The sequence below is a fragment of the Catenovulum sp. SX2 genome (genome assembly GCF_052056295.1).
Classification (GTDB): domain Bacteria; phylum Pseudomonadota; class Gammaproteobacteria; order Enterobacterales; family Alteromonadaceae; genus Catenovulum.
The window spans coordinates 3,234,041-3,260,276 of record NZ_CP182493.1; the positions used below are offsets into that span (position 1 = coordinate 3,234,041).

A 26,236-nucleotide genomic window follows, 5' to 3' on the forward strand; every position below is an offset into this window, starting at 1 on the left:
GAGTAATTATTATGCAGGTAGACATATCGATTTCTAAATTATACGACCACTTAACCAAGGTATTAATTTGCACTGGTCTAGTTAGTTTTACCTTGAGCGCTGCACCATCTAACAAGGCTCTGGAGGTTTTAGCTGATAAGTTGCCAGTTGAAACTATGTTGAAAAATCGTAGTGATAAATCTAAAGGTTTGAAAAATGGTAACGTCGCTTCTGTGGTTCGTGCGTTTATCCCTGCGCCGGCTTGGATGGATGATAACGCTGAAGCAATTTGGCAAAGATCTCCAGGTGTATATAAAGAAGGGGATAATTGGATTGTTGTTTTTCATGCGGCAGAAAATGACCAAAACGTGAAGCTATTTGGTGATTTTACCAACGGTGAAACAGGTGCAGTTAGCTTAACTCAGACACCTGATGGCAAATTCTGGTGGTTTAAAGGCTCTGATGAATTTTTTGCTCGAAGCCCTCTGCATGGTGATCATTATCGTTTCAGTTTAGTTAGAAACGGAGAAACAATCACGATGCAAGATCCGGCTGCTCGCTGGGTAACACATTCTGGGCTAGATTCTGGTTGGTCAAAAATTTATCTCTCTGAGCAGTACCAGTGGCAAACATCTGACTGGCAAAGACCTGCTCAAAGTGACTTAAATATCTATCAATTACACCCACTGCGTTTTACCAATCGAAATTCGGGCAATGCATTTGTGCAGGTAACTGAAGAATTAAATGCAAATGGGCACAATGATTATATTAACAATTTGGGGGTAACAGCAGTACAAATGTTACCGGTAAATGAGTTTGCGGGTGATTTTAGCTGGGGTTATAACCCAGCATTTTTCTATGCCGTTGAGTCTTCTTTTGGTGGGCCTGATGGTCTTAAACAATTGGTAGATACTGCGCACTCTAATGGTATAGCTGTCATTCTTGATGTGGTGTTTAATCACATTGGCCCAGGTGACAATATTTTAGATCAAGTCGATGCTGCAACTTATCTAGATGGCCAAACTATATGGGGGCCAATGCCAAATTATAATAATGATGTGACCCAGCATTTCTTTGTTCAAAACTTACTTTATTTGGCACGTGAATTTCGTATAGATGGTTTTAGGTTTGATGCAACCAACACTATACATAACCCGAATAACTTTGCGATAACTCAAGCGCATGACGGTGGTGGCTGGGACTTCTTACGCCAACTATATGGCAATGTTAAAGCATACGACAACAATATCTGGTTTAGTGCAGAAGAGTTACCCGATTGGGAAGGTATTACTGCTGACAATGTAGGTTCATCGGTTGCGGGCAGCTCACATGGTCCTATGGATAGTCAATGGGTTGATAGATTTCATGATAATTTCAAAGAGGTTTTAAGAGGCGCACATTTAGACCATTTATTTGAAGTTTTCTCTCATTTTGGTGATAGCTGGCAGGACGCTACTGTTTACACTGAATCGCATGATGAAGTGGGAAATGTTGACGAGCGCATTGCTAAAGTAGCTAGAGATGGCAAAGGTGGGCAAATGGCGCAAATTGCATTGGCCGGAACCGTTATGGCGCGTGGTACACCTATGGTGTTTATGGGACAAGAAGCGGCTGAAGAAACTCAGTTTCATATTGATTGGTGGGATGACAGGTTACCGTTAAGTCAGTATGAAGAATCCAATGGTCAACAGAAATTGTTGGCTTGGTATCAGAAATTAAACCAGTTACGTGCAAACGATACAGTGTCGCTGTCTTCGGGCGATAGCAAAGTAGAGTATATTCATGATATTAACGGCATTGCAGCTTTTAGTCGTGATAATGGCAAGTACTTAGTTATTATGAATTTTAGAGGTACGGATTGGTTTGATTATGACATTGGTCTACATGGTGGCTATCGAGAAGTTGCAAACACCAGTTGGCCTCAATATAACTTAACTAATTCAGCGGAAGTTAGCCGAGGTGGTTGGCATGCCCAATACTTTACCTCTTTCCACATTCCTGCCTATGGTGCTGTGATATTACAGCGGGAATTTGTGGAGCCGCCTACACCTTTGGTGGATATTAATTTCACTTGCCACAATGGTTATACCGAATGGGGAGAGAGTGTTTATGCGGTTGGCAATATTGCTCAGCTTGGCGGTTGGAATACATTACAAGCGTTCAAACTAGAACCGACTAATTATCCTGCTTGGTCTGCCACTTTAACAGGCGTTGCCACCGACACAGCAATTGAATGGAAATGTATCAAACAAGGTTTAGGCGAGGTTTATTGGCAAAGTGGCGATAATAATCAGCTTATAACGCCCGTTGAATCAGCTGTAGTTCAAGTGGAAGCTTGGTTTTAGCTACGAATATAGACCAAAGTTGCTAATATGCACTTTGGTCTGTACTCAGATGTTTAATTTTGTTTATTTATTCACCGGATTGTTCTATATTTAACGAAGAGATTCGCGCAGGTGTAAGGTGAGCAGTATGGCGATTAATTCAATTCAACCCGGTTTAAATCAATCAATTTTACAGCAGACATTTGCACAAAATAAACCTTCGTTAACTGCTAACTCTATTAACCTTGCGCAACAAAACCAAGCGCAAACAAAAGAAGAGTTACTTGCAGGAGTTGCCTCGCAACAAATAGGTTTAACAGGCAATTTGTTATCAGGCATAGGCAAGGGCGATCCTTTAACCGATAAGCTCGTCTCTTTTTCTGTGCAAGCCAACACAGCTTTAGCTAACAGCAAACTGCCAACGGATATCGGCAATGTTGTCGGGCGCATTATCAACGAAACAGTTTAGGCTACTGATTTCTATCTGTGCTTTGGAAAATTTTATCTGCTGAATTTGGTACAAAACCATCAAACTGTTGGCCATCTTCATCGCTAAAACGCTGCGCAAATTCGTAATAACAGGTGGGGATTTTGTACATGCCGTCATTAAATGGCATTTTTTTCTGATACGCCAAAGTAGATGATTGCAGCAGCCTGTCTTGTTCTGAGCCCTTAATTTCACCGCCATGCGCATTCAGTTTATAGCCAACAAGTTTTAGTGATTGATTGACTTGTTCTATATTTATGCTGTCACCACCTTTGGTTTTTAAGCTATTAACCAAAATGGTAAAGTGATTGGCATGAAAACCCAAAGCTGCCCACCAAGCTGCATATTCGGATACATTTGCCAGTGCCAAGTATTCGTCATAAGTGCATGACCACAAACGACCTGCATATAACAATCGTTCTGTTTTTAACTTATTCGCTGGAATTTGCGCCACTTTATCGGTTAACAGCTTTTGCACCTTTGTTGGAAATTCAGCCAATATCAACTGCGAGATAAATATTTTTGGCCAACTTGTTTCTGTTGGGTGTTGGTAATATTTTGCTTTAAGCTTTTTCTCAGTGAAGTTATAGGTATCTTGTTCAACAAATCCATATTTTTCAAAAAACTGCGCGAGGACAAATATATTTATATCAGGGTGATCAAGTGTGCGCAGTGCAATATGGTCATTGACGACTTGTTGGTTGGGCGACAACAAATCGTGGATTTTATCCGCATCAGGGTTGAGGGCGACATAATCAACCCAGAGTTTGTGCATTAAATGAGGAAAGCTTGGACGCGCCATAACACCACCCATTGAGCATTATTTAATCTAGTCAGTATAGTCGGGGATTTGTAACTGCGCTATGTTGGGTATGCTGGCACTGTGCTGCTATTTCAAGGTGAATAGGTACAGTGTAATCTCGCAGCGTGCTGAATTTGAGGACTTGGCTTATTTTATCCGAAACAGAACCTACTTTTCATGGATGAAAAGTCGGAGCGCACAGGGATTGTGTTTACAGCGTTTCTGTTTGGATAAAGTAAGCCGAGGCCGGGTGGTTCAAAGCTCCATCTGCATCCACTGAGTTTGCTCTTGCGGTTGTCCATAATATTGCCATTGGTGTTTGCGGAAAAATCGCATGGCTAAATTGTTATTGATGTTTATTTTGCTTAATAATTGCTGTTTTTGTTGTTGTTTAAAATAACCATACACGTGCTGTAATACCACTTCAGCAAAACCCGAACTACGATATTGGCGGCGCAGAAATAGGTTGTTTAAATAATTTGAATTTGCTTGGTTATCACTACTGTATTCAATTAAACCAATTACTTCATCGTGCCAATAAACCAGTTCGATATGGTAATCCGCTTGGTTAATTTTTTGCGCTAAAGTTATTTTGTTACTAGCAGGGCAAAAAGCTTCAACGTGGCCTTGGTTGAGGAATTCGAGCTCACGGTAAAACTCTAAACAAGTGTTTACTTGGCTGGCATCAACCGCATGATATTCAAGTTCGTTTTCTAGTTGAGGGATCAGCTGTTGAGCAACTGACTTGTGTGTAGATGGCTTGTGTGGGGGCAACATAACTTACTTCCTGTAATCAAATTTAGTGTGTGTAAAAAATATAGTTGCTGAGTCTTACCCCCACAAGTAAGACCAGCAAAAAATTTATTGATGTGCTAAAGGTAAAGCCGAATCAGCTTGTCTTAACAGGTTTAAACTTTCTTTGGCAAAACCTGTACCTATCTCTTTGTGGTAATTAAATACAGTATGAGCGCCGGCTTTAACTAACAATTCGCTTTCGTCTGTGTATTGAGATATCGCCGCTATTTGCCCTTGGTAGTTACATAGTTTGAGCTGCATAATGACGTTTTTCATGTCGGCTAAAGACGGCAGTGCAAGCATTACTAACTGAACTTGATGTAAGTTTATTTGTTCCCAAAATTCGATATCTTCCGCATCCGCTAAAGCGACTTTCCTGTTGGCTAGGTTGTGTTTGTCGATACGGTCGGAATCAGCATCAATGCCCCAGACTTTCTCACCAATTAATTCAGATAATGCGTCGTAACTACCACTACCGACACGTCCCATACCTACTATCAGTACTTCGGCTGAGGTCGGTAAATTAGGGCAGGTATTATTAACCGTTGCGTCGGCTTCATATTTAAGAATGTGCTTTTTATAGCGGCTAAAATATAAATGAGCATTTTTGAATACTAGGCTACTAACAATAAAAGATAAGGTTACCGCGATAGCAATTGCAACTAACCAATCTGGCGCTAACCAGTTTTTTTCAACAGATATTTTTGCGACAATTAAACCAAATTCACTAAAGTTGGCCAGTGCCATCGCAGTCAAAAAGCTAGTACGTGCACGCAATTTTAGTTTCGCCAATATGTAGAAGAAAATAGCGAATTTAACTGGTATTAGCGCAACAAGTGTTATGGCTAACGCAAAGGTTTCCCACGTTGGCAGCGCGGTAAAACCGATAGAGATAAAAAAGCCAATTAAGAACAAATCTTTAAAGTTCATCAAAGATTTATATAACTCGTTGGATTTAACGTGTGAGCTTAATAACATGCCAGCTATAAGTGCGCCTAAATCACCTTTTAAATCAACCGCATAAAACAGTTCATAACCACCAAAGGCAAAGCAGAAACCAATTAAGGGCAATAACTCACCGTGACCAGCTTGGTCGAGTAATTTATTGAAGATTTTACGCGCTGGAATCAGTAGCACCAGCAACAATGCCCAAATGCTTGGCAATGCGCCTAAAGCCGCAACTAGAAAGATCACGGCAGCGAAGTCTTGAATAACTAAAATACCAATTGAAACTTTACCGTGGCGGGTTTTCAGCTCACCCGTTTCTTCGAGTATTTTTGCCACACACACAGTACTTGAAAAGCTCAAGGCAAAACCTATTAATGCTGCGGTTTGCCATGAAATGTCGAATAAAGCTGTGGTAGTAATGACCCCGAAAAATAGACTGCCTAAAGCAACAATAACTGTGGTGATCACCATAGGGTGAATCGCGCCACCAAGCACAACTTTGTCCGTCAGTTCTTTAACTTTTACTTTAAGGCCTATGGTAAAGAGTAGCAGGGTAATACCGAGATCTGCGAGGGTTTCCACGTTTTGCAAAGGCGAAATGCCATAAGCGTGCATAGCAAAACCTGCAATTAGATAGCCTATCATAGGTGGCAAACCTATTTGTTTTAACGCAAATCCAAAAACAAAAACGATGAGAATCCAATAAAAATCCATGCAGAAAACCCTGTAACCAAGTTAACACCTATCATAAAGGAAAGCTTGAACTGTGTTAAGCATGACTTTTAGTGGTTTTTCAAATAGCTGGATAAAGCAGGCCACTTGGCAGCAACCTGCTAATAGAGGAGTTAAGGCGTGCGAATATCTTCAACTAACTGTGCAATTTCTGCTGGTGGCTCTGCAGTTGTGCGTGCAACTACATTAGCCACAGTAAAGTTGATAAGTGCGCCAATTGCACCAAAAGCTTCGGGTGAAATACCTAACCACCAATTATCAGGGGTATTTGCAAATAACTCTGTGCCTTGCACAAAGAAGAAACCTTTGTAAGCGAAGATGTACAGCAACGTAGTTAACAAGCCAGCTAGCATACCTGCAATGGCACCATGGTTGTTAATACGTTTGCTAAATATACCCATCATAAGCGCTGGGAAAATACTCGCGGCCGCTAAACCAAAGGCGAGGGCGACCACTTGTGCGGCAAAACCAGGTGGGTTTATACCTAAATAACCAGCGATTAAAATTGCCCCTGCCATCGCCATGCGACCGGCGTTCAGTTCTGCTTTTTCAGAAATATCCGGTTTAAAGGTGCGTTTTAATAAATCATGCGAAATAGCTGAAGATATTGCCAATAATAAGCCTGCTGCAGTTGAAAGTGCAGCTGCAATACCACCTGCCGCAACTAAGGCGATCACCCAATTTGGCAATTGAGCTATTTCTGGGTTGGCTAACACCATAATGTCGCGGTCAACTTTAGTTAACTCATTACCTTGCCAACCTTGCTCTGCTGCTTTAGCTGCAAAGTCTGGGTTTTTATCATTGTAATACTGTATTTGGCCGTCGCCGTTTTTATCTTCTACCTGTAATAACCCTGTATTTTCCCAGGTGCTAAACCATTGCGGTTTGTCGGTTACTTCAAGTGAATTAACTTTTGCAGGTAAGGCTTGTTCTGTACCTGCTACTTCGGTCACTTCAGGCTGGACGGTTTTTAACACATTAAACATCGCCATAGCACCAACAGCAGGTGCTGTTGTGTATAAAATTGCGATAAATACCAACGCCCAACCTGCTGAGCTACGTGCTTCTTTAACGCCAGGTACAGTAAAGAAGCGAATTATTACATGTGGTAAACCGGCTGTACCTATCATTAATGACATGGTGAGTAGAAATAAATTCATGTCAGAGCCTTTTTGCTCGGTAAATGCCGTAAAACCGAGATCTTTGAGGGTGGCATCCAGCTTATCGAGTAGATAAATTCCATCCCCGCTTGCCATTTCAGAGCCCAAACCTAATTGTGGCAGTGGATTGCCTGTTAATTGCAGTGAAATAAACACGGCTGGTACTGTGTAGGCGAAAATCAAAATCACATACTGGGCGATTTGGGTATAGGTAATGCCTTTCATGCCACCTAATACAGCGTAGACAAATACAATCGCCATACCTACCATTACACCCGCTTCAAATTCGATTTCTAAGAAGCGACTAAACGCCACACCTACACCTTTCATCTGGCCGATTACATAAGTGATAGACGCAACCAATAAACAAATGACTGCCACTATGCGAGCGCCATTTGAATAGAAACGATCACCAATAAATTCCGGCACTGTGAATTTACCGAATTTGCGCAAATAAGGCGCAAGCAATAATGCCAGTAATACGTAGCCACCGGTCCAGCCCATCAAGTAAGCTGAAGCGTCATAACCTATAAAGGCGATTAAACCCGCCATGGAAATAAATGAAGCTGCTGACATCCAGTCAGCTGCTGTTGCCATACCATTAGCAACAGGGTGAATGCCTTTACCCGCAACATAAAACTCGCCTGTACTACCAGCGCGAGCCAATATTGCGATACCCATATAAATACAGAAAGTAAAACCTACAACAAGGTAGATCATGGTTTGTAATTCCATTGTTTATTCTCCTTGTTGAAATTTTTGGTCTAATTTATTCATTTGCCAGGCATAGAAAAAGATTAAGCCGACAAAAGTGTAAATAGAGCCTTGTTGTGCAAACCAAAAGCCAAGTGGGTAACCACCTAAACGCCATTGGTTAAAAAAGTCTGCCGCAAGTATGCCTGCGCCAAAAGACACAACAAACCAGACGGTAAGACAAATTGCTAAAAGTTTGAGGTTGGCTCGCCAATACTGTTGAGCCGGCTTGAGTGAGTTAGCCATGTTTTTCCCTAAAATTATAATGTTTATATTTTGTTTCCTAAAAGTTAGCATGTATTTATATTTGGTTAAATGGAAAAATGTCTACTGGTGGCATTTTTTGCTCGTTTTTGACAGGTATGGCTAGGGCCTGTTGATCTTTCGGGTTCAATTTTGCAGCAGTTTGTTTGGTATTTATACAAGGCATAGTGATTGAAGTGTAGTGGGCTACATAAATGAGCTATAACGCAGAAGAAATACCAAACAAACGCTGCCCTTCGGGTTCGTTCTAAATGCTTTTTACTCTTTGTTACAGCATTTTGACTTAATCCATTAGGCCTTCAATGCTGCGCCTTGATTAAAAAGCATTTAGTTAGAACAAAATTTGTCCACGAAAGATCAACAGGCCCTAGCTTTGTTGCCAATCCGGCAATAGATTAGAGTTAATTCACTAGTTTATCTGTTAATTTGGCTTTGTTATCTTAGACTGTATTTGTTAAACGCTTTTTTTTGGGATAAAACGAATAATGAAATATAGTCAATTAGGCTCAAGCGGCCTGTCAGTATCACGCGTTTGTTTAGGCACTATGACTTGGGGCAATCAAAACACTCAAGAAGATGCAAATGAACAAATTGAATATGCATTAGCACAAGGTATTAATTTTATTGATACAGCAGAGATGTATGCTGTACCTCCCAGCCCAGAAACTTATGGTGCGACTGAAAGTATTATTGGCAATTGGATTAACGCGAATAAATCTCGCAGAGATGAATTTGTGTTAGCCAGCAAAATTGCCGGCAATGGCATTCCATGGATACGTGATGCCGGTGATATTACTGCTGAAGCTGTCACTAAGGCAATTGATGCTTCATTGGCGCGTTTGCAAACTGATTGTATCGATTTATATCAATTACATTGGCCAAACCGCACATCACCGCATTTTGGCAAACATATGCCAAACTTTATCTCCTTCACTGATGTGGATGCTGAGCAGCATACAGCACAAATGCGCGAAATTTTGCAGGCTGCCGAGCAAGCAGTAAAAGCTGGCAAAATTCGTTATTTAGGGTTATCCGATGATACACCTTGGGGGATTAATCAGTTTGTGCAATTGAGTAAAGAATTCAACTTGCCACGTATCACTTCTATTCAAAATGAGTTTAGTTTGTTACATACCAAAGACTGGCCGTATTTAATTGAAAACTGTGTGCATCAAGATGTTGCTTATTTGCCTTGGTCTCCGCTAGGTGGTGGTGTTTTAAGCGGTAAATATTTAAATGGTGCTAAACCTGAAGGTTCACGTTGGAGTCAGTCGCAACGCAATGGTTTGTTCCGCGATACTGAAAACACCCATAAAGCCGTTGCTGCATATAAACAAATTGCTGAACAACATGGCATGACAGCAAGTCAGTTAGCGTTGGCTTGGTGTGATCAGGTTGATGGTGTTACTTCTACTATTATTGGTGCTACTTCGATGGCGCAATTGAAAGAAGATATAGATGCTTTTGCTATTGAGTTATCAGAAGAAGTTTTACAGCAAGTGGCTGAAGTTCAGCAGCAGTATCCAGCACCTTTTTAGGTGTTTCGAATCCGCTGTGCACTAGGTGGCATGGAAGCTCAAGTTGGTTGGGATATTTTTTGAAAAATCGCTGCAAGGCCATCCATGGCCCGCTCTCAAACGGTATCCCTACCGATTGGAAGTTTTTCAAAAAACACTCCCAACCAACTTTCTCACATCGGTTTTGCTACTTGATTGTTCTGTGTTTCAGTAACTTCTAGCTTAGTGCGCTATTCGGAAATTACTGAACCATAAATTTCGCAAAAACGCTGTGAATAAAGGCGACTATTCATCCATTAATCAGCACTACCTATTTTTCTCCAATTGGTGACGATAGGATTGGTGTCTTTTTGAAGTTTTCCAAGAAACACTCCCTACCATCTATCACACGTCAATCCAACCGCGGAAAAAGGCGTTGCTGGCAGCGATGGAATTGTTCGATAAAAGTAGACTTGAATGCTAATTTTCTAAAACTTCATAAGGCATGGATGCCTTATGTGAGCGACCATGGATGGTGAACAGCGATTTTAGAAAATTAAGCTTCAAGGCTGCTTGGTTGCACAGGGTTGCAGTAACTCGGCGTATATCGCAATATAGGGAAATTACTGGTGCAAGCCCTGCATATTAATTGCTGTTAACAATTAGAATAAACTAATAATGCCGGTTACGGATATCAAAGTGAGCATGGAATAATGCAATTTAAATTACTTGAAACCAAAGAAAAAATAAAACGAGTGGATTACCATCAAGGTAAATTGGCCTATATACACTGGGAACATCAAATAGAAGTAAAAGGTCAGCTATATCAAATAGAGGATAATGCCAACTTAGTTGGGGGCAGGTCACTATTGACGAATCGATATGATGAAAGGCTATTTATATTTGATGGTGAACAAGAAGTTGAAATTGAGAAATTTGATTATAAATCGATCGGCTGGTCGTTTTCCGTGCAAGAGTATATTTTAAGCGCAAATATTACTGGCTCGAAACTACGCAAATATGCCTATATCAAAAACGGTCAAAAAATCTGGGAAAAAGAACTACCCATTCGTTTTATTGACGTATGCAACAATAATAATCAGATATGTATTATCAATGATAGTTCTAATCGCCAATTTGCCTATTTTGATAATTGGCAGGAACGCTGGCGTTATCAGGCACCAGAAGGTACAAAGGTACTGTTTAACACAATAGTTGAATTAGAAGATAAAATTCTCTGTGAGCTTATGTGCAAAAGTCCAGATGACCCTTCAATAGTGATTGCGCTTGATAAACTAACTGGAGAAATTATTTGGACCGCCAAGCCAGACATAGGAGGTGGCGTGGTTAGTGGTTACGATCCCGTCACCAAACAACTTGTCAGCTATGTCAGAGTGCGAAACCCTGATATGAGCAAATGTGAAGCTTTGCATACAATTGATGCCGAAACGGGGGCAATCGAACTAACGATAACCAGCGATACGCCGTTTAACAGTTTTCCTGGGTATAGTCAGCCAACTCAAGCATGTGCCGACGGTTATTTATATGTACCCGAAAAAGGTAAAAAAGGGCGAATACTGGTGGTTGATTTGGTCACTCGCCAAATTGTTGCAGAACAAGCCATTAAACACAGAAGTTCAGCATTTTATAAACCGGAAATATATCAAGGAAAAGTTTATTTGTTAGATACACGCGGTGTATTGCGAATTTATCCAGCGCTAACACGTTAGCAATGTTAATGCCTGAAACTTGGTTCCACTGTGTTTTAGCTTAGTGCTCTATTCGTAAATTACTGGACCATAACTTTCGCAAAACGCATCAGATAATGTAAGCAAGTATTGAGTAGACTATTCATCCTTGAAGGGCAGGCCCTGTCGCCCTCCTTGACTTCACCTCATCAGACTGCGAAGCGGTGCTTCGGTTCTGATTCGCCGATGAAAAAGAAATTTTGCTCTAAGTTATTGCTCTACCGATTTTTCTCCAATTGGTGACGATAGGATTGGTATCTTATTGAAGTTTTTCAATAAACACTCCCTACCATCTATCACACATCAATCCAGCTGCTGAAAAAAACGTTTCTGGTAGCGATGGAATTGTTCGATAAAGTAGACTTGAATGCTAATTTTCTAAAACTTCATAAGGCATGGATGCCTTATGCGAGCGACCAGGGACGGTGAACAGCGTTTTTAGAAAATTAAGCTTCAAGGCTGCTTGATTGCTCTGTGTTGCAGCAACATTGCGTCAAAGAACCTGCGAGTTAAAGCGACTACTTATTACCACTAACTCGATTTAAAACCAAAGATGCAGCAAAAAAACCAAAGGTGCCGGTAACAACTGTTGCGGCACCAAAACCCGTCGCACAATCTAACTTAGCCACTTCACCATTTTCAGGTTTAGCCAAACTAGTCTCCCCACAGGCGGTTGGATACTTTAACTGCTCAGTTGAATAAATGGCCTCTACACCAAATTTACGTTTAGTATTTTTCGAAAAATTATATTCACGGCGCAAAGTATTACGCACTTTAGCCAGTAATGGGTCTTGAATGGTTTTGGCAAGGTCGGCCACTTTAATTTGTGTTGGATCTAACTGGCCACCCGCACCACCAATAGTAACGATGCGAATTTTATTGCGTTTACAATGAGCTATCATAGCCGCTTTAGATAATACGCTATCAGTTGCATCCACTACATAATCGAGGTCGTTGGTTAAATATTCAGTTAAGTTTTCTTTAACCACAAAATCTTCAACCGCGTTCACAACACAATCAGGATTAATCAGTTTAACTCTTTGCTCCATAGCTAAACTTTTCGATTGGCCGTACTGGCCGGTGACTGCATGTATTTGTCTATTGGTGTTCGAAACACAAATATCATCTAAATCATACAAACTGAGTTTACCAATGCCACTGCGCGCTAACGCTTCAACAATCCAACTACCAACACCACCTAAACCAACAACAGCCACATGCGCTGCATTAATTTTTTGTAGGCCTTCAACGCCATATAAACGTTGGGTACCACCAAAGCGGTTGTCGAAATTGTCTGTACGCACTGTAAAACCTTGAGTCATTTGCGATAAAGGCGCGATTATAGCCAAAGATTGGCAAAAAGTGCAGCGCTCAGCACTCTATATTGAGTGCTGAACCTATATGGTCATTTTATAAAGGTAGGTTAAAACCAAATTGGAACTTGTTTTGCTCAGTAATTAAATCATCGTCGCTATATATATATTGCAGGTCAAGGGTTACATTGAGTTTGTTGAGCGTTAGCATATCAAAATCTAAGCCCAAAACCATTTGGTTGATTTTTACATCAACTAAATTGTTTGCTTGCTCAATGTCATAGTGCCTAAAAGCTAATGCCAGTTTCTCTCGGCGCAGTGAGAAAGGCGACTTTAACGAATACCAAGACAAGTTGAATACTTTAGATGCAGAAATTTCGGCAAAAGAAACCGATTTGGCAAATAAGTCACCTTTAAGTGAAGGCAAAACAAATTTACTTGGATCAGGGTTGGTAAATTCGTAGGTATCTTGCAATTCAACCCCTAAACGATTGAGTGGATCTACGTTTTGTAAGTTGGTTTGTGAATGTTTTATCTTTCCTTGTAGATAAAACTCGTTGGCAAGGTCGGTTGCTAGCAACATTTGCCCGCCGGTTATTTTGCTTTCTCTATCTTCAGTTGCGTATGCGCTCACGGCAAAAGACTCGTTATACAGCCAGCTATTTGCATAATGTTCAGTGCGGCTGATATTTAATGCGACAGACAGCGGTTCACGTTCGTCCAACTTATAATCTTGATAATAGTTAGTGTCTAATTCGGCGCGCCAGAAACCTGATTGCAAAAATGGAATTTTAATTTGTGCAGCAAAACCAGAGTCGCGTGTTTGCGTTGTTGCATCATTATCAAAACCATTGTTGGCGACATAATAGGCTTGTAAGCCAGTTAACAAAAAGGTTTGGTTATTACTGATGCTGATGCCAACCAGATCTGAGTAATCACTGTCGCGCATTGCCCACAAACCAATTTGTGTTCTATCTAGTGGGTCGGCTATCAAAGCACTAACGCTATATAAGGTCTTGATTTCTTCTTCGCCTTTGTCGTTTTCTTCGGTGACACTGCCAAGCGCGATATGGCCACCACTGAACCTGAGGTTATTGAATAAACCATAGGTTTTTTCATTAGTGATTTTTTTATCCGGTAACTCGGTTACCGCGACTTGTGGTTGTTGTTCACTAATTGCTTGCTTATCCCAAATTAAATTAACCACGAAAGGTGTTTGTTGGCTGATTTTGGGTGTTTCAAGTGAATAATAATATTCGTCTTTAGATATGGCCGAAACTAACACTTGGTCGTTAACTAATTTAGCATCCACCACGTTATCTGCGGCTAATACACGTTCAATAGACCCTTGGTTGGTTCGGTATAAACTGCTGCCATGTTCACTATTGGCAATAAAATAAACATGGCCTTGTTTATCTACATCAACCACTATGCCGTAGTGTCCGGTAAAACTCGCCAATGCTTGGTTATTTTTAAATAAGGTACGCTCGCGGCCACTTTGGACAAAATAATATAAATTATCTTGATGCACTAGCACTGAAGAATTCACTTGCGCATAAAATTTATCACCCACATACAACTGCGGTTGTTCAAAAGATTGACTGCTATCAAAATAAACCGCACGACCATCAGTTAAATATCCTTGGAGAATTTTGCCTTCGCTGCCTAGTTTTATATGTGCACTTTCATCAAATAAACCTTGTTGGCTGCGCCACACTGAGGTTTTTCGGCCTGAAACAGTATAAAAATCATCGCCTATCGCAAATACCTTGCCTAAGGCTAGACTGGTTTTATCTGACTTTAAGCTCGAATTTTGTATATTAAATTGCTGCAGAATTGGCGCACTCACCGCATCTGGATTGGTTAAAAATACAATCTGCTCAGCTTGTCTATTCATAGGCGCGAATTGTTTTGAGCTGGTTATGATTTTGCCATTGGCTAATTGCATGTCTTGTGCGTCTTGTTGCAATTTTTGTTGCCAAGCAAACAAACTGTCGTTGAAATTTACCCCTAAAGTATTACGCATTGGTCGGTTAACCATAAACGGCCAATACCAGTGGCGCGAACGCATTTTAAAGTATTTGTTAACTTTGTCTAAGCCATACTGCTCCGCTAAATAGTGCTGATATTGCGAGCCAAAAATATAAAAACCTTCAGCATAAGGGAAGTTAAGTGTGTTGTTGTACATACGCTCTGGGGTTAAATAACCCGCTTTGGCGTGTACATTGGTCATGGCTCTATACAAACCACTATATAAACGGCCGCCATTACCATGCCAAGACTCGTTTAAGATGGCGTTGCCTTCTAAAATAAAACTAGATTCAAAAATATTTGGATTAATGCTCGGAATTATCGGCGACATTAAACTGCCATTGCCTAAAACTTTATATAAGGTTTTTGAAACAAAGTTATTCTTAGCTGTAGTTTGATAATTATGTGCCGTTTCGTGCAATAACAAAGTATCCAACCAAGAAGTTGATGCAAAATAATCGACCATTTGTGCACCACCTATATAATTTATTTGTCTATTAACTGGGTAGGGGGTAGCAAAACCATTGGCGATTTGGTTGTGTGACGACATCAAACCCACATACAAAGTATCGTCTAATGCAAAACCAAAAGTTTTTTGATACTGGCGCTGTAAATATTCTTCAACTGCGGCGGCGTGCTCTGCATGTTCTTTATGTTCTTTAGAAAAGATAAGTCGAGTATTTGCAACATCTTTGGTGTAATAGGTTTCATCGTGCGCAACCGAAGTTGAGTTTTGTCCAACCAGTCCTTGTGCTTGCGTTTGTGCCGAGATTACTAACGCGAGCAATGTAAAATATTTGTACATGTTATTCCTTGAACTTATACCGGTAAAAATAGGATATAGGGTTATACTGTCTCAGTTGTGATGTGGGATGAATCATAGCAGAAGAACTTTAACAAAATAATAAGGAATCCATAGTGTTAATTGATTTAACAAAACTATCACCGAGTGAAATCTATTTCTTAATGACCCAAACTGTGGTGCCTAGGCCAGTAGCTTGGGTATTAACCCAGCATCAAAACCAACATTTTAATTTGGCGCCGTATTCGTATTTTACTGCTGTGAGCAGTGAACCGCCTTTATTAATGTATTCTGGTGGTAAAAAGCCAACGGGCGAGCTGAAAGATTCGATCGCCAATTTTGAATACAATAAACATTGTGTTGTGCATATCGCCTCTGCTAGTCAAGTGCAGCAAATGCAAGATAGTGCCAATACTCTAGCGGCTGAAGAGTCAGAGATAGACGCATATAATATCGAAACAACTGAGTTTGCAGGTTTTCCCCTGCCAAGAGTTAAAGATTGCCCAATTGCATTTGGCTGTAAGTTATATCAAACAATTGAAATGGGTGACAAACCTCAAACTTTGGTGTTTGTGGAAATTAAACAAATTTATATTGCCGATGACGTGGTGGGTTTAGATGCCAAACAAAGATTGAAAACAGATGTACTTAAAATTGACCCGATTGCACGTTTGGGTGGACGAGAATACGCTAACTTAAAAGAAATTATTTTGGCAAAAATTTGAAAACTAGAATAGAGCGACTAAAATGCGCGCAGAATTGAATTATTAGGTAAAGCAAAAATGACAAAAATCGGTATTTTCGGCGCAAATGGCCGAATGGGACGCGCGTTAATTGAAGCGTGTGAACAAAACGAAGCGGTAACATTACATCAAGCATTTGTTCGTGAAGGCTCTGCATTTAATGGCATTGATGTAGGCGAAATTGCCGGTATTGGTAATTTAGGTTTACCAGCACAAGTTTGTACTGATACAGCATCTGCAGATGTGTATATTGATTTTACTTTGCCGGATGCCAGCATTAACAACATTCGTTGGTGTGTGGCTAACAACAAACCTATCATCATTGGTACCACAGGTTTTAGCAAAGAACAATTGGCAGAAGTAAAAGCTGCTGGTGAGAAAATCCCTGTCGTTTTTGCTGCAAATATGAGTGTTGGTGTTAATTTATTGTTTAAGTTGCTCGAAATGGCAAGTAAAGTCATGGGCGACTATACAGATATCGAGATTTGGGAAGCGCACCATAGGTTCAAAAAAGATGCGCCATCAGGTACAGCTCTAGCCTTGGGTCAAGTTATTGCCGATACCCTTGGACGTGATTTAGAAGAAAAAGCAGTTTATGGCCGTGAAGGCAACACAGGCGAAAGACCGCGTGATGAAATAGGTTTTGCGACAATTCGCGCTGGTGACATAGTGGGTGAGCACACAGTCATGTTTGCCGATATAGGTGAGCGCATCGAAATTACCCATAAAGCTTCTAGCCGTTTAACTTTTGCAAAAGGCGCGGTAAGAGCTGCACATTGGTTGAGTGATAAACCAACAGCGCTTTACGATATGCAAGACGTTTTAGGCTTGAAGTAAAGATTAAACTTATAATTTTGTCTGTTTTAGGTTTTTTTTGTGCTTAAACGACTATTTGTCATAGTTTTGCAATTTTTATTAGCAAAAAAGAATGAATTCATCTAGAATAGACAAGATTTATCTGCAGCGAATTGAAAGTTCGCTCTCATTCACATTCACAGAATTTCAAGAACGGGTTGCTGTTGTTCAAATGGCTCCCGTTTTTTAATGTTCAGGAGGTCGTTTTGGCTGAAACCGCCTTGCTAGTGCTACAAGATGGCACTGTATTCAAGGGCACCTCAATTGGTGCTGAGGGGATGTCTGTTGGTGAAGTAGTATTTAATACTTCTATGACAGGTTATCAGGAAATATTAACCGATCCATCCTATGCTGAGCAGATCGTAACTTTAACCTATCCTCATATTGGTAACACAGGTACCAATGCAGAAGACGAAGAATCTGCAAACATTTGGGCTAAAGGCTTAGTTATTCGCGATCTTCCACTACTAGCTTCAAACTTCAGAAATCAACAAAGCTTATCAGAGTATTTGCAAGCGCGCGGTATAGTTGCTATTGCGGATATAGATACTCGCCGCTTAACACGTGTATTACGCGAAACAGGCGCACAGAACGGTGCAATTATCGTTGGCGACGATGCAGAGAAAGCATTAGCGGCTGCAAAAGCTTTCCCTGGTTTGAAAGGCATGGATTTAGCCAAAGAAGTAACAGTAACTGAAAGCTACCAATGGAATGAAAAAACTTGGCAATTAGGCGAAGGCCACCAAGTTCAAACTGAAAAACAGTTTAAAGTAGTTGCTTATGATTTTGGGGTAAAACGTAACATTTTACGTATGTTGGCAGACCGTGGTTGCGACTTAACTGTTGTACCTGCACAAACTCCGGCAAGCGAAGTGTTAGCAATGAACCCAGACGGAATTTTCTTATCAAATGGACCTGGTGACCCAGAGCCATGTGATTATGCAATTGCTGCAATTAAACAAATTCTAGAAACTGATATTCCAGTATTCGGTATTTGTTTAGGCCACCAATTGTTGGCATTAGCCAGCGGTGCACAAACTCAAAAAATGAAGTTCGGCCACCATGGTGCTAACCACCCAGTGCAAGACATAGAGTCAGGTGTGGTTATGATTACCAGCCAAAACCATGGTTTTGCGGTTGATGAAGCTTCACTACCAGCAAACTTAGTTGCAACACATAAATCTTTGTTTGACGGTACTTTGCAAGGTATTCATCGCACGGATAAACCAGCGTTTAGCTTCCAAGGTCACCCTGAAGCTAGCCCAGGCCCACATGAGGCGGCGGTTTTATTCGACCACTTTATTGAGTTAATGCAAGCTGCAAAAGCTAAATAACGAGCCAGATAGAGAGACTGCAATGCCAAAACGTACTGATATAAAAAGTATTTTGATTCTTGGAGCTGGCCCTATTGTTATCGGTCAGGCCTGTGAATTTGACTATTCAGGAACACAAGCCTGTAAAGCTTTAAGAGAAGAAGGTTATCGAGTTATTTTAGTTAACTCTAACCCTGCAACTATTATGACTGATCCGGAAATGGCTGACTCAACTTATATTGAGCCAATCCATTGGGAAGTGGTTGCTAAAATTATTGAAAAAGAGCGTCCAGACGCTGTATTACCAACTATGGGTGGTCAAACTGCACTAAACTGTGCGCTTGATTTAGACCGTCATGGTGTTTTAGCTAAATTCGGTTGTGAATTAATCGGCGCAACTGCTGATGCAATCGACAAAGCTGAAAACCGTGAGCGTTTCGATAAAGCGATGAAAAACATCGGCCTTGAGTGTCCACGTGCTGAAACAGCACACTCAATGGACGAAGCTATGGATGTATTATCACGCATCGGCTTCCCATGTATTATCCGTCCATCGTTTACTATGGGTGGTTCTGGTGGTGGTATCGCCTATAACGTTGAAGAATTCGAAGAAATTTGTACTCGTGGTTTAGACCTTTCACCAACTAACGAATTATTGATTGATGAATCATTAATTGGTTGGAAAGAGTACGAAATGGAAGTGGTTCGTGACAAAAAAGACAACTGTATCATTGTTTGTTCTATTGAAAACTTTGATCCTATGGGTGTTCACACTGGTGACTCTATTACAGTTGCGCCAGCACAAACCTTAACTGATAAAGAATATCAAATCATGCGTAATGCCTCTATGGCAGTATTGCGTGAAATCGGCGTAGAAACTGGTGGTTCAAACGTGCAGTTTGGTATCAACCCAGATACTGGCCGTATGGTTATCATTGAGATGAACCCTCGTGTATCTCGTTCATCAGCATTAGCCTCAAAAGCAACTGGTTTCCCAATTGCTAAAATCGCGGCTAAATTAGCTGTAGGTTATACGCTGGATGAATTAGACAACGACATTACTGGCGGCAAAACACCTGCATCCTTTGAGCCTTCAATCGATTATGTTGTAACTAAGATCCCAAGATTCAACTTCGAAAAATTTGCTGGTGCAAACGACCGTCTAACCACACAGATGAAATCTGTTGGTGAAGTTATGGCAATCGGCCGTAACCAACAAGAGTCAATGCAAAAAGCGTTACGTGGTTTAGAAGTAGGTGTAAGTGGTTTTGATCCTATTATCGATATCACTGATCCAGCATCAAAAGCGAAAATTCGCCACGAATTGAAAGAGCCAGGTGCAGAGCGTATTTGGTACATAGCTGATGCATTCCGTGCTGGTTGGTCGATTGACGAAATTTTTGCTATTACCAAAATTGATAAATGGTTCTTGGTACAAATCGAAGATATTATCAAGTCAGAGAAAGCAATCTCTGATAAAGGTTTAGCTGGTTTAGATAAAGATTTCTTATACAGCTTAAAACGTAAAGGTTTTGCTGATATTCGCATCGCTGACTTAATTGGTGTTGCTGAAAGCGAAGTACGTAAAAAACGTCAACAATTTGAAATCTTCCCGGTTTACAAGCGTGTTGATACTTGTGCGGCAGAATTCTCTACTTCTACTGCTTATATGTATTCAAGCTATGACGAAGAGTGTGAAGCGCAACCAACTGATAAAGATAAAATTATCGTATTAGGTGGTGGCCCTAACCGCATCGGTCAAGGTATTGAGTTCGACTACTGCTGTGTACATGCTGCTATGGCATTGCGTGAAGACGGTTACGAAACTATTATGGTTAACTGTAATCCTGAAACCGTATCAACTGACTACGATACTTCAGACCGTTTATACTTCGAGCCTGTTACTTTAGAAGACGTACTTGAGATTGTTCGTTTAGAAAAACCTAAAGGTGTAATCGTTCAGTACGGTGGTCAAACTCCACTTAAACTAGCACGTGCGTTAGAAGCCAATGGTGTGCCTATTATCGGTACTTCACCAGATGCTATTGACCGAGCAGAAGACCGTGAACGTTTCCAACAAGCAATTGAGCGTTTAGGCTTAAAACAGCCACCAAATGCAACAGTTAAAACCATGGAAGAAGCTTTGGCTAACGCAGCTGATATCGGCTTCCCATTAGTTGTTCGTCCATCTTATGTATTAGGTGGTCGTGCAATGGAAATTGTTTACGATATTAACGACTTAAAACGTTATTTGAATGAAGCAGTAAAAGTTTCTAACGACTCTCCAGTATTGTTAGACCGTTTCTTAGATGACGCGATTGAAGTAGATATCGACGCTATCTGTGACGGCGAAAAAGTTGTGATTGGCGGTATTATGGAACATATCGAACAAGCGGGTGTTCACTCTGGTGACTCAGCCTGTTCATTACCTCCATATTCTTTAAGGCAAGAAATTCAAGACGGTTTACGTGAGCAAGTAACTAAGCTTGCATTTGAATTAAACGTAATCGGCTTGATGAACACTCAGTTCGCAGTTAAAGATAACGAAATTTATTTAATTGAAGTTAACCCGCGTGCAGCACGTACTGTGCCGTTTGTATCGAAAGCGACTGCTATTCCATTAGCTAAAGTTGCTGCTCGTGTTATGGTTGGCCAGTCTTTAACCCAGCAAGGTGTAACTAAAGAAATTATTCCACCTTATTACTCAGTTAAAGAAGTAGTTATTCCATTTAACAAATTCCCAGGTGTAGACCCTATCTTAGGCCCGGAAATGCGCTCTACTGGTGAGGTTATGGGTATTGGTGATACATTCGCTGAGGCCTTTGCTAAATCTCGTTTAGGCGCCGGTGATTCAGTGCCAAAAACAGGCCGTGTTTTATTATCTGTTCGTGACAGCGATAAAAAACGTGTTGCTGAGCTTGCAAAAGAGTTAACCAAAATTGGTTATCAAATTGATGCAACTAAAGGTACTGCGGTTATCATTGAAGAAGCGGGTATCGAAGTACGTACAGTTAATAAAGTTTCTGAAGGTCGCCCACATATAGTTGACCGTATTAAAAACGGTGAGTATACCTATATTGTAAACACCACAGAAGGTCGTCAGGCTATTACTGATTCTGTACCAATTCGTCGTGGCGCTTTACGTTATAAAGTAAACTACACAACTACGTTAAATGCAGCATTCGCTACTTGTTTAGCGCATGAAGCTGACGATAGAAATGTGGTTAACTCTGTACAGTCGTTACATCAAAGGGTAGAAGCATGAATCAATTTCCAATGACAGTTTTAGGTGCAGAAGCACTTAAAGCCGAACTTGAAGATCTTAAACGTGTTAAACGGCCGCAAATTATTGCGGCTATTGCTGACGCACGTGAACACGGCGATTTAAAAGAAAACGCTGAATACCATGCTGCACGTGAGCAGCAGGGTTTTTGTGAAGGTCGCATTCAAGAAATTGAAGCTAAGTTATCAAATGCACAAATTATTGATGTGACCAAAATGCCAAATAATGGTCGAGTTATTTTTGGTGCAACCGTTAGTATTGAAAATGTCGAAACGGGCGACGAAGTAACTTATCGAATTGTTGGTGATGATGAAGCTGATATTAAGAAAAAATTAATTTCAGTAAACTCACCAATTGCGCGTGCCATGATAGGCAAAGAAATTGACGACGCCTTTACTCTAACAACACCTTCAAGTGAAGTTGAGTATGAAATCATTAAAGTTGAATATATTTAGCTCGAATGATTATTTGAATAAAGAAGCCGACTTAACGTCGGCTTTTTTGTAGTTAACTTTTTGATGATAGAAAAGTTAATCGAATTAAGCTTTAGGAAGGGTGATCTTTTTCTCTTCTGAAGCTTTATACAAAATTAACGTATGGCCGATAGTTTGTACGTGAAAGGCTTGAGTTTCACGCACAATTGCGTCTATGATGGCTTTTTTAAGATCGCGTTCATCGGTTGGAATTTTAACTTTAATTAATTCGTGATGGCTCAAAGCGTTTTCGACTTCAGCTAAAACGCCTTCAGTTAAACCGTTATTACCAAGTTGCACGACAGGTTTGAGCGAATGTGCTAAACCTTTTAAATATTGTTTCTGTTTAGTGGATAAGTTCATATTTTCACTTTTTGGATGACAAAGCTTGAATTTTCGGTATTTTAACGCCATCTAAAGCGTATTACTAATTAAACCCACTTATAATGGTACAGAAAAAGAAATCCGCCAGTAGTAAACGCTGGTTAAAAGAGCATCACGATGACCACTATGTGCAAAAAGCACGCAAAATGGGTCTACGTTCTCGTGCTGTGTTCAAATTAGAAGAAATTCACAATAAAGATAAACTGTTTCGCCCAGCTATGACTGTGGTGGATCTTGGTGCTGCACCGGGTGGATGGTCGCAATACGCTGTTGAGCAAGTTGGCCAAAAAGGTGATGTGATTGCTTGTGACATACTCGAAATGGACTCAATTGCTGGGGTAGATTTCCTGCAAGGTGATTTTCGTGAAGAAGCTGTGCTAAATGCACTGTTAGATCGTATACAGGGTAAGTGTGTTGATGTATTGTTGTCGGATATGGCGCCAAATATGAGTGGCAACGAAACAGTAGATCAGGCAAGATCCATGTACTTGGTAGAATTAGCACTAGATATGTGCAAACAAGTACTGAAAAAAGATGGTAAATTTGTAGTAAAAGTTTTTCAGGGAGCGGGTTTCGATCCATTTCTAAAAGATGTTAGAAGTGCATTTAAGCAGGTCAAAATTCGCAAACCAGATTCGTCGCGTGGCCGTTCACGTGAAGTGTATTTTGTAGCATCTGGTTTCAAATATTAAGTCGACAAAGAGGTTAGTGTCTTGAGTGATATGGCAAAAAACTTAATTTTATGGGTCGTTATTGCTGTTGTGTTAATGACCGTGTTTCAGAGTTTTTCACCTGGTGGTGGCTCTGAACGAAAAGTGGAATACAGCACCTTCGTAAAAGAAGTTGATCAAGGCATGGTGCGTGAAGTTAAAATTGACCCGCAGACAGGGGTAATTATTGGCACACGCAGAACTGGCGACAAGTTTGAAACAGTGTTCCCAATGCGTGACGACAAAATATTAGACGAATTATTAAATAAAAATGTAAAAGTAGAAGGCATAGAACCTGAAGAGCCTAGTTTACTAGGAACCATTTTTATTTCTTGGTTCCCAATGATTTTGCTTATCGCAGTGTGGATATTCTTCATGCGTCAAATGCAAGGAGGCGGCGGTAAAGGCGCTATGTCATTTGGCAAAAGCAAAGCGCGCTTAATGAGCGAAGACCAAATTAAAACTACTTTTGCTGATGTTGCTGGTTGTGACGAAGCAAAAGAAGAAGTAACAGAATTAGTTGATTACTTAAAAGACCCAAGCAAATTCCAAAAATTAGGCGGTAAAATTCCTAAAGGCGTATTGATGGTGGGTCCTCCTGGTACTGGTAAAACTTTGTTAGCTAAAGCAATAGCGGGTGAAGCGAAAGTACCTTTCTTTACTATTTCTGGTTCAGACTTTGTTGAAATGTTTGTTGGTGTTGGTGCTTCACGTGTACGAGATATGTTCGACCAAGCAAAAAAATCTGCGCCTTGTATCATTTTTATCGATGAAATTGATGCAGTAGGTCGTCAACGTGGTGCTGGTCTAGGTGGTGGTCATGATGAACGTGAGCAAACACTTAACCAAATGTTAGTTGAGATGGATGGTTTTGAAGGCAACGAAGGTATTATCGTAATTGCGGCGACTAACCGTCCAGATGTACTTGACCCTGCATTATTGCGTCCTGGTCGTTTTGACCGTCAGGTTGTGGTTGGCTTACCTGATGTTCGTGGCCGTGAGCACATTTTAAAAGTACACATGCGTAAAGTGCCTTTAGGTGATGATGTTGAAGCATCTTTAATTGCACGTGGTACACCGGGTTTCTCTGGTGCAGATTTAGCAAACTTAGTGAATGAAGCCGCATTATTTGCTGCGCGTAACAACAAACGTCTTGTTTCAATGGAAGAGTTCGAAAAAGCCAAAGACAAGATAATGATGGGCGCAGAGCGTAAATCTATGGTGATGAGCGAGTCAGAAAAAGAAATGACAGCTTATCACGAAGCTGGCCATGCTATTGTCGGTCGTTTAGTACCTGAGCATGATCCAGTTTACAAAGTGAGTATTATTCCGCGTGGTCGTGCCTTAGGTGTGACTATGTACTTGCCGGAGCAAGACAGAGTAAGCCATAGCAAACAGCATTTAGAAAGCATGATTGCGAGTTTGTACGGTGGTCGATTAGCTGAAAAAATCATCTATGGCATGGATAAAGTAACCACAGGTGCTTCAAACGACATTGAAAGAGCTACCGAAATTGCACGTAAAATGGTCACTCAATGGGGTCTATCAGAAACCATGGGGCCAATTTTATACGCTGATGAAGAAGGTGAAGTATTCATGGGACGTAGCTCTGCAAAATCTAAGAGTATGTCAGATGAAACGGCCAAAGCAATTGATGTTGAAGTTCGCACTGTGTTAGATCGCAATTATCAGTTAGCCGAAAGCTTGCTAAATGAAAACATAGATATTTTGCATACTATGAAAGATGCTTTAATGAAGTATGAAACCATAGATGCAAAACAAATTGATGATTTAATGGCGCGTCGTGATGTACGTCCACCGCAAGACTGGACTAAAGATCAAGACAACCAACCACCTAAATCAGGCTCTGATACTGCAGCAGAATCAAAAGCTGATTCAGCGGAACAATCTAAGCCAGAGCAAAGCGTTACGTCAGACACTGACGATTTAACCGCAAAATAATAGCTTTAAACAAAAAGCCCCTTAACGGGGCTTTTTAATATTTATACCCATTAATGAAAATACAACAGCTTATTCATCAATCTTCTCGCCCGCTTGTCATGGGTATACTCAATGTTACGCCTGACAGTTTCAGTGATGGTGGTCATTTCCATTTATTAGATTCAGCACTTAAACACTGCCAGCAAATGTTGGATTTAGGTGTGGACATTATCGATATAGGTGGAGAGTCAACTCGCCCTGGTGCTGAATATGTGCCATTAGAGCAAGAGATGCAGCGTGTTTTACCTGTTTTAGAGCGTATCAAACAAGAATTTAATACTTATGTATCCATTGATACCTATAAACCCCAGTTGATGGCTGAAGCGATTAACCTAGGTGCAGACATGATTAATGATGTACGCGCACTTGCTGAGCCTGAAGCATTAAGCGTAGTTGCAGCTTCAGAGGTAGATGTGTGTTTAATGCATATGCGTGGCAACCCACGTACCATGCAACAAAACACTCAATACAGCAATGTTGTGGATGAAGTAAACGACTTTTTGCAACAACGCATTCAAGCTTGTGTTGATATGGGGATTAACCCACAGCGTATTTGCATTGACCCAGGTTTTGGTTTTGGTAAGTCGGTTGAACAAAATTATCAAATGTTGCAGCAGTTTGAGCAGTTTCAACAGTTAGGTTATCCGGTGTTAGCTGGTTTATCACGTAAATCCATGTTGGGCGCTGCTACGGCAAAAGAGCCTGCAGAACGAATTGATGCCAGTGTTGCTGCTGCTACAATAGCTGCAATGAAAGGCGCAAATATAATAAGAGTGCATGATGTCGCACAGACGATAGATGCTATGGCAGTAGTGGCTGCCACTTTAAAGGAGCAATAAA

Annotated in this window: 20 protein-coding genes; 12 read left to right on the forward strand and 8 right to left on the reverse strand. The window is 40.7% G+C overall.

Features of this window, described 5'->3' with window-relative positions; genetic code table 11:
* Positions 1–11 precede the first annotated feature (11 nt).
* Together ACMZOO_RS13440 and ACMZOO_RS13445 are read left to right on the forward strand one after the other, a co-directional pair.
* A complete protein-coding gene (locus ACMZOO_RS13440) occupies positions 12–2,324 on the forward strand; it encodes an alpha-amylase family glycosyl hydrolase (protein WP_440903847.1) in 2,313 nt (770 codons plus the stop codon).
* Positions 2,325–2,451: 127 nt separating this feature from the next.
* A complete protein-coding gene (locus tag ACMZOO_RS13445; protein WP_440903848.1) occupies positions 2,452–2,772 on the forward strand; it encodes a hypothetical protein in 321 nt (106 codons plus the stop codon).
* Between the two features lies 1 nt (position 2,773).
* Here the strand turns inward: ACMZOO_RS13445 and ACMZOO_RS13450 are convergent, their stop codons facing one another.
* The 5 genes from ACMZOO_RS13450 to ACMZOO_RS13470 all read right to left on the reverse strand — a co-directional run bounded on the left by ACMZOO_RS13450 (position 2,774) and on the right by ACMZOO_RS13470 (position 8,226).
* Positions 2,774–3,592: a DUF1338 domain-containing protein gene (locus ACMZOO_RS13450; RefSeq protein ID WP_440903849.1), complete on the reverse strand. Its 819-nt coding sequence runs from the start codon at positions 3,590–3,592 to the stop codon at positions 2,774–2,776.
* A gap of 255 nt (positions 3,593–3,847) precedes the next feature.
* Positions 3,848–4,369 carry a GNAT family N-acetyltransferase gene (locus ACMZOO_RS13455; RefSeq protein ID WP_440903850.1) on the reverse strand — a complete coding sequence of 174 codons (522 nt, stop codon included), beginning with the start codon at positions 4,367–4,369 and terminating at the stop codon, positions 3,848–3,850.
* Between the two features lie 84 nt (positions 4,370–4,453).
* Positions 4,454–6,049 carry a cation:proton antiporter family protein gene (locus ACMZOO_RS13460; RefSeq protein ID WP_016954076.1) on the reverse strand — a complete coding sequence of 532 codons (1,596 nt, stop codon included), beginning with the start codon at positions 6,047–6,049 and terminating at the stop codon, positions 4,454–4,456.
* A gap of 131 nt (positions 6,050–6,180) precedes the next feature.
* Positions 6,181–7,962 carry a sodium:solute symporter family protein gene (locus ACMZOO_RS13465; protein ID WP_440903851.1) on the reverse strand — a complete coding sequence of 594 codons (1,782 nt, stop codon included), beginning with the start codon at positions 7,960–7,962 and terminating at the stop codon, positions 6,181–6,183.
* A 3-nt stretch (positions 7,963–7,965) separates the two neighbouring features.
* Entirely contained in the window at positions 7,966–8,226 is a 261-nt protein-coding gene (locus ACMZOO_RS13470; RefSeq protein WP_440903852.1) for a DUF4212 domain-containing protein, read from the reverse strand.
* A gap of 503 nt (positions 8,227–8,729) precedes the next feature.
* Here ACMZOO_RS13470 and ACMZOO_RS13475 point away from each other — a divergent pair.
* Positions 8,730–9,782, forward strand: coding sequence for an aldo/keto reductase (locus tag ACMZOO_RS13475; RefSeq protein WP_440903853.1), 1,053 nt, complete (start codon positions 8,730–8,732; stop codon positions 9,780–9,782).
* A 671-nt stretch (positions 9,783–10,453) separates the two neighbouring features.
* Positions 10,454–11,470 (forward strand): outer membrane protein assembly factor BamB family protein, encoded by a 1,017-nt coding sequence (locus ACMZOO_RS13480; protein WP_440903854.1) that lies wholly within the window; start codon positions 10,454–10,456, stop codon positions 11,468–11,470.
* 536 nt (positions 11,471–12,006) lie between these two features.
* Here the strand turns inward: ACMZOO_RS13480 and tcdA are convergent.
* Complete coding sequence (gene tcdA / locus ACMZOO_RS13485) at positions 12,007–12,810, reverse strand: tRNA cyclic N6-threonylcarbamoyladenosine(37) synthase TcdA (protein WP_440906306.1); 804 nt, start codon at positions 12,808–12,810, stop codon at positions 12,007–12,009.
* Positions 12,811–12,898: 88 nt separating this feature from the next.
* Entirely contained in the window at positions 12,899–15,637 is a 2,739-nt protein-coding gene (locus tag ACMZOO_RS13490) for a hypothetical protein (RefSeq protein ID WP_440903855.1), read from the reverse strand.
* A gap of 113 nt (positions 15,638–15,750) precedes the next feature.
* Here ACMZOO_RS13490 and ACMZOO_RS13495 point away from each other — a divergent pair, with 113 nt between their 5' ends.
* From ACMZOO_RS13495 to greA, 5 genes are all read left to right on the forward strand, one after another.
* The gene (locus ACMZOO_RS13495; RefSeq protein WP_440903856.1) at positions 15,751–16,359 is read left to right on the forward strand and encodes a flavin reductase family protein; all 609 of its coding nucleotides are present in this window, start codon (positions 15,751–15,753) and stop codon (positions 16,357–16,359) included.
* Positions 16,360–16,416: 57 nt separating this feature from the next.
* Complete coding sequence (gene dapB / locus ACMZOO_RS13500) at positions 16,417–17,214, forward strand: 4-hydroxy-tetrahydrodipicolinate reductase (RefSeq protein WP_440903857.1); 798 nt, start codon at positions 16,417–16,419, stop codon at positions 17,212–17,214.
* Between the two features lie 224 nt (positions 17,215–17,438).
* The gene (gene carA / locus ACMZOO_RS13505; protein ID WP_440903858.1) at positions 17,439–18,566 is read left to right on the forward strand and encodes a glutamine-hydrolyzing carbamoyl-phosphate synthase small subunit; all 1,128 of its coding nucleotides are present in this window, start codon (positions 17,439–17,441) and stop codon (positions 18,564–18,566) included.
* Between the two features lie 22 nt (positions 18,567–18,588).
* A complete protein-coding gene (gene carB / locus ACMZOO_RS13510) occupies positions 18,589–21,810 on the forward strand; it encodes a carbamoyl-phosphate synthase large subunit (RefSeq protein WP_440903859.1) in 3,222 nt (1,073 codons plus the stop codon).
* The gene (gene greA / locus ACMZOO_RS13515; protein ID WP_440903860.1) at positions 21,807–22,283 is read left to right on the forward strand and encodes a transcription elongation factor GreA; all 477 of its coding nucleotides are present in this window, start codon (positions 21,807–21,809) and stop codon (positions 22,281–22,283) included. The genes carB and greA overlap by 4 nt, the downstream gene beginning before the upstream one ends.
* Before the next feature lie 84 nt (positions 22,284–22,367).
* Here the strand turns inward: greA and yhbY are convergent, their stop codons facing one another.
* Complete coding sequence (yhbY, locus tag ACMZOO_RS13520; protein ID WP_016954095.1) at positions 22,368–22,664, reverse strand: ribosome assembly RNA-binding protein YhbY; 297 nt, start codon at positions 22,662–22,664, stop codon at positions 22,368–22,370.
* Positions 22,665–22,747: 83 nt separating this feature from the next.
* Between yhbY and rlmE the strand changes: the two genes are divergently transcribed.
* The 3 genes from rlmE to folP are packed head-to-tail and all read left to right on the forward strand — an operon-like array spanning position 22,748 to position 26,235.
* Positions 22,748–23,377, forward strand: a complete 630-nt coding sequence (gene rlmE, locus ACMZOO_RS13525; RefSeq protein ID WP_016954096.1) for a 23S rRNA (uridine(2552)-2'-O)-methyltransferase RlmE — start codon at positions 22,748–22,750, stop codon at positions 23,375–23,377.
* 21 nt (positions 23,378–23,398) lie between these two features.
* Entirely contained in the window at positions 23,399–25,357 is a 1,959-nt protein-coding gene (ftsH, locus tag ACMZOO_RS13530) for an ATP-dependent zinc metalloprotease FtsH (RefSeq protein WP_440903861.1), read from the forward strand.
* A gap of 53 nt (positions 25,358–25,410) precedes the next feature.
* Complete coding sequence (gene folP / locus ACMZOO_RS13535) at positions 25,411–26,235, forward strand: dihydropteroate synthase (protein ID WP_440903862.1); 825 nt, start codon at positions 25,411–25,413, stop codon at positions 26,233–26,235.
* The last annotated feature ends 1 nt before the right edge of the window (position 26,236 follow it).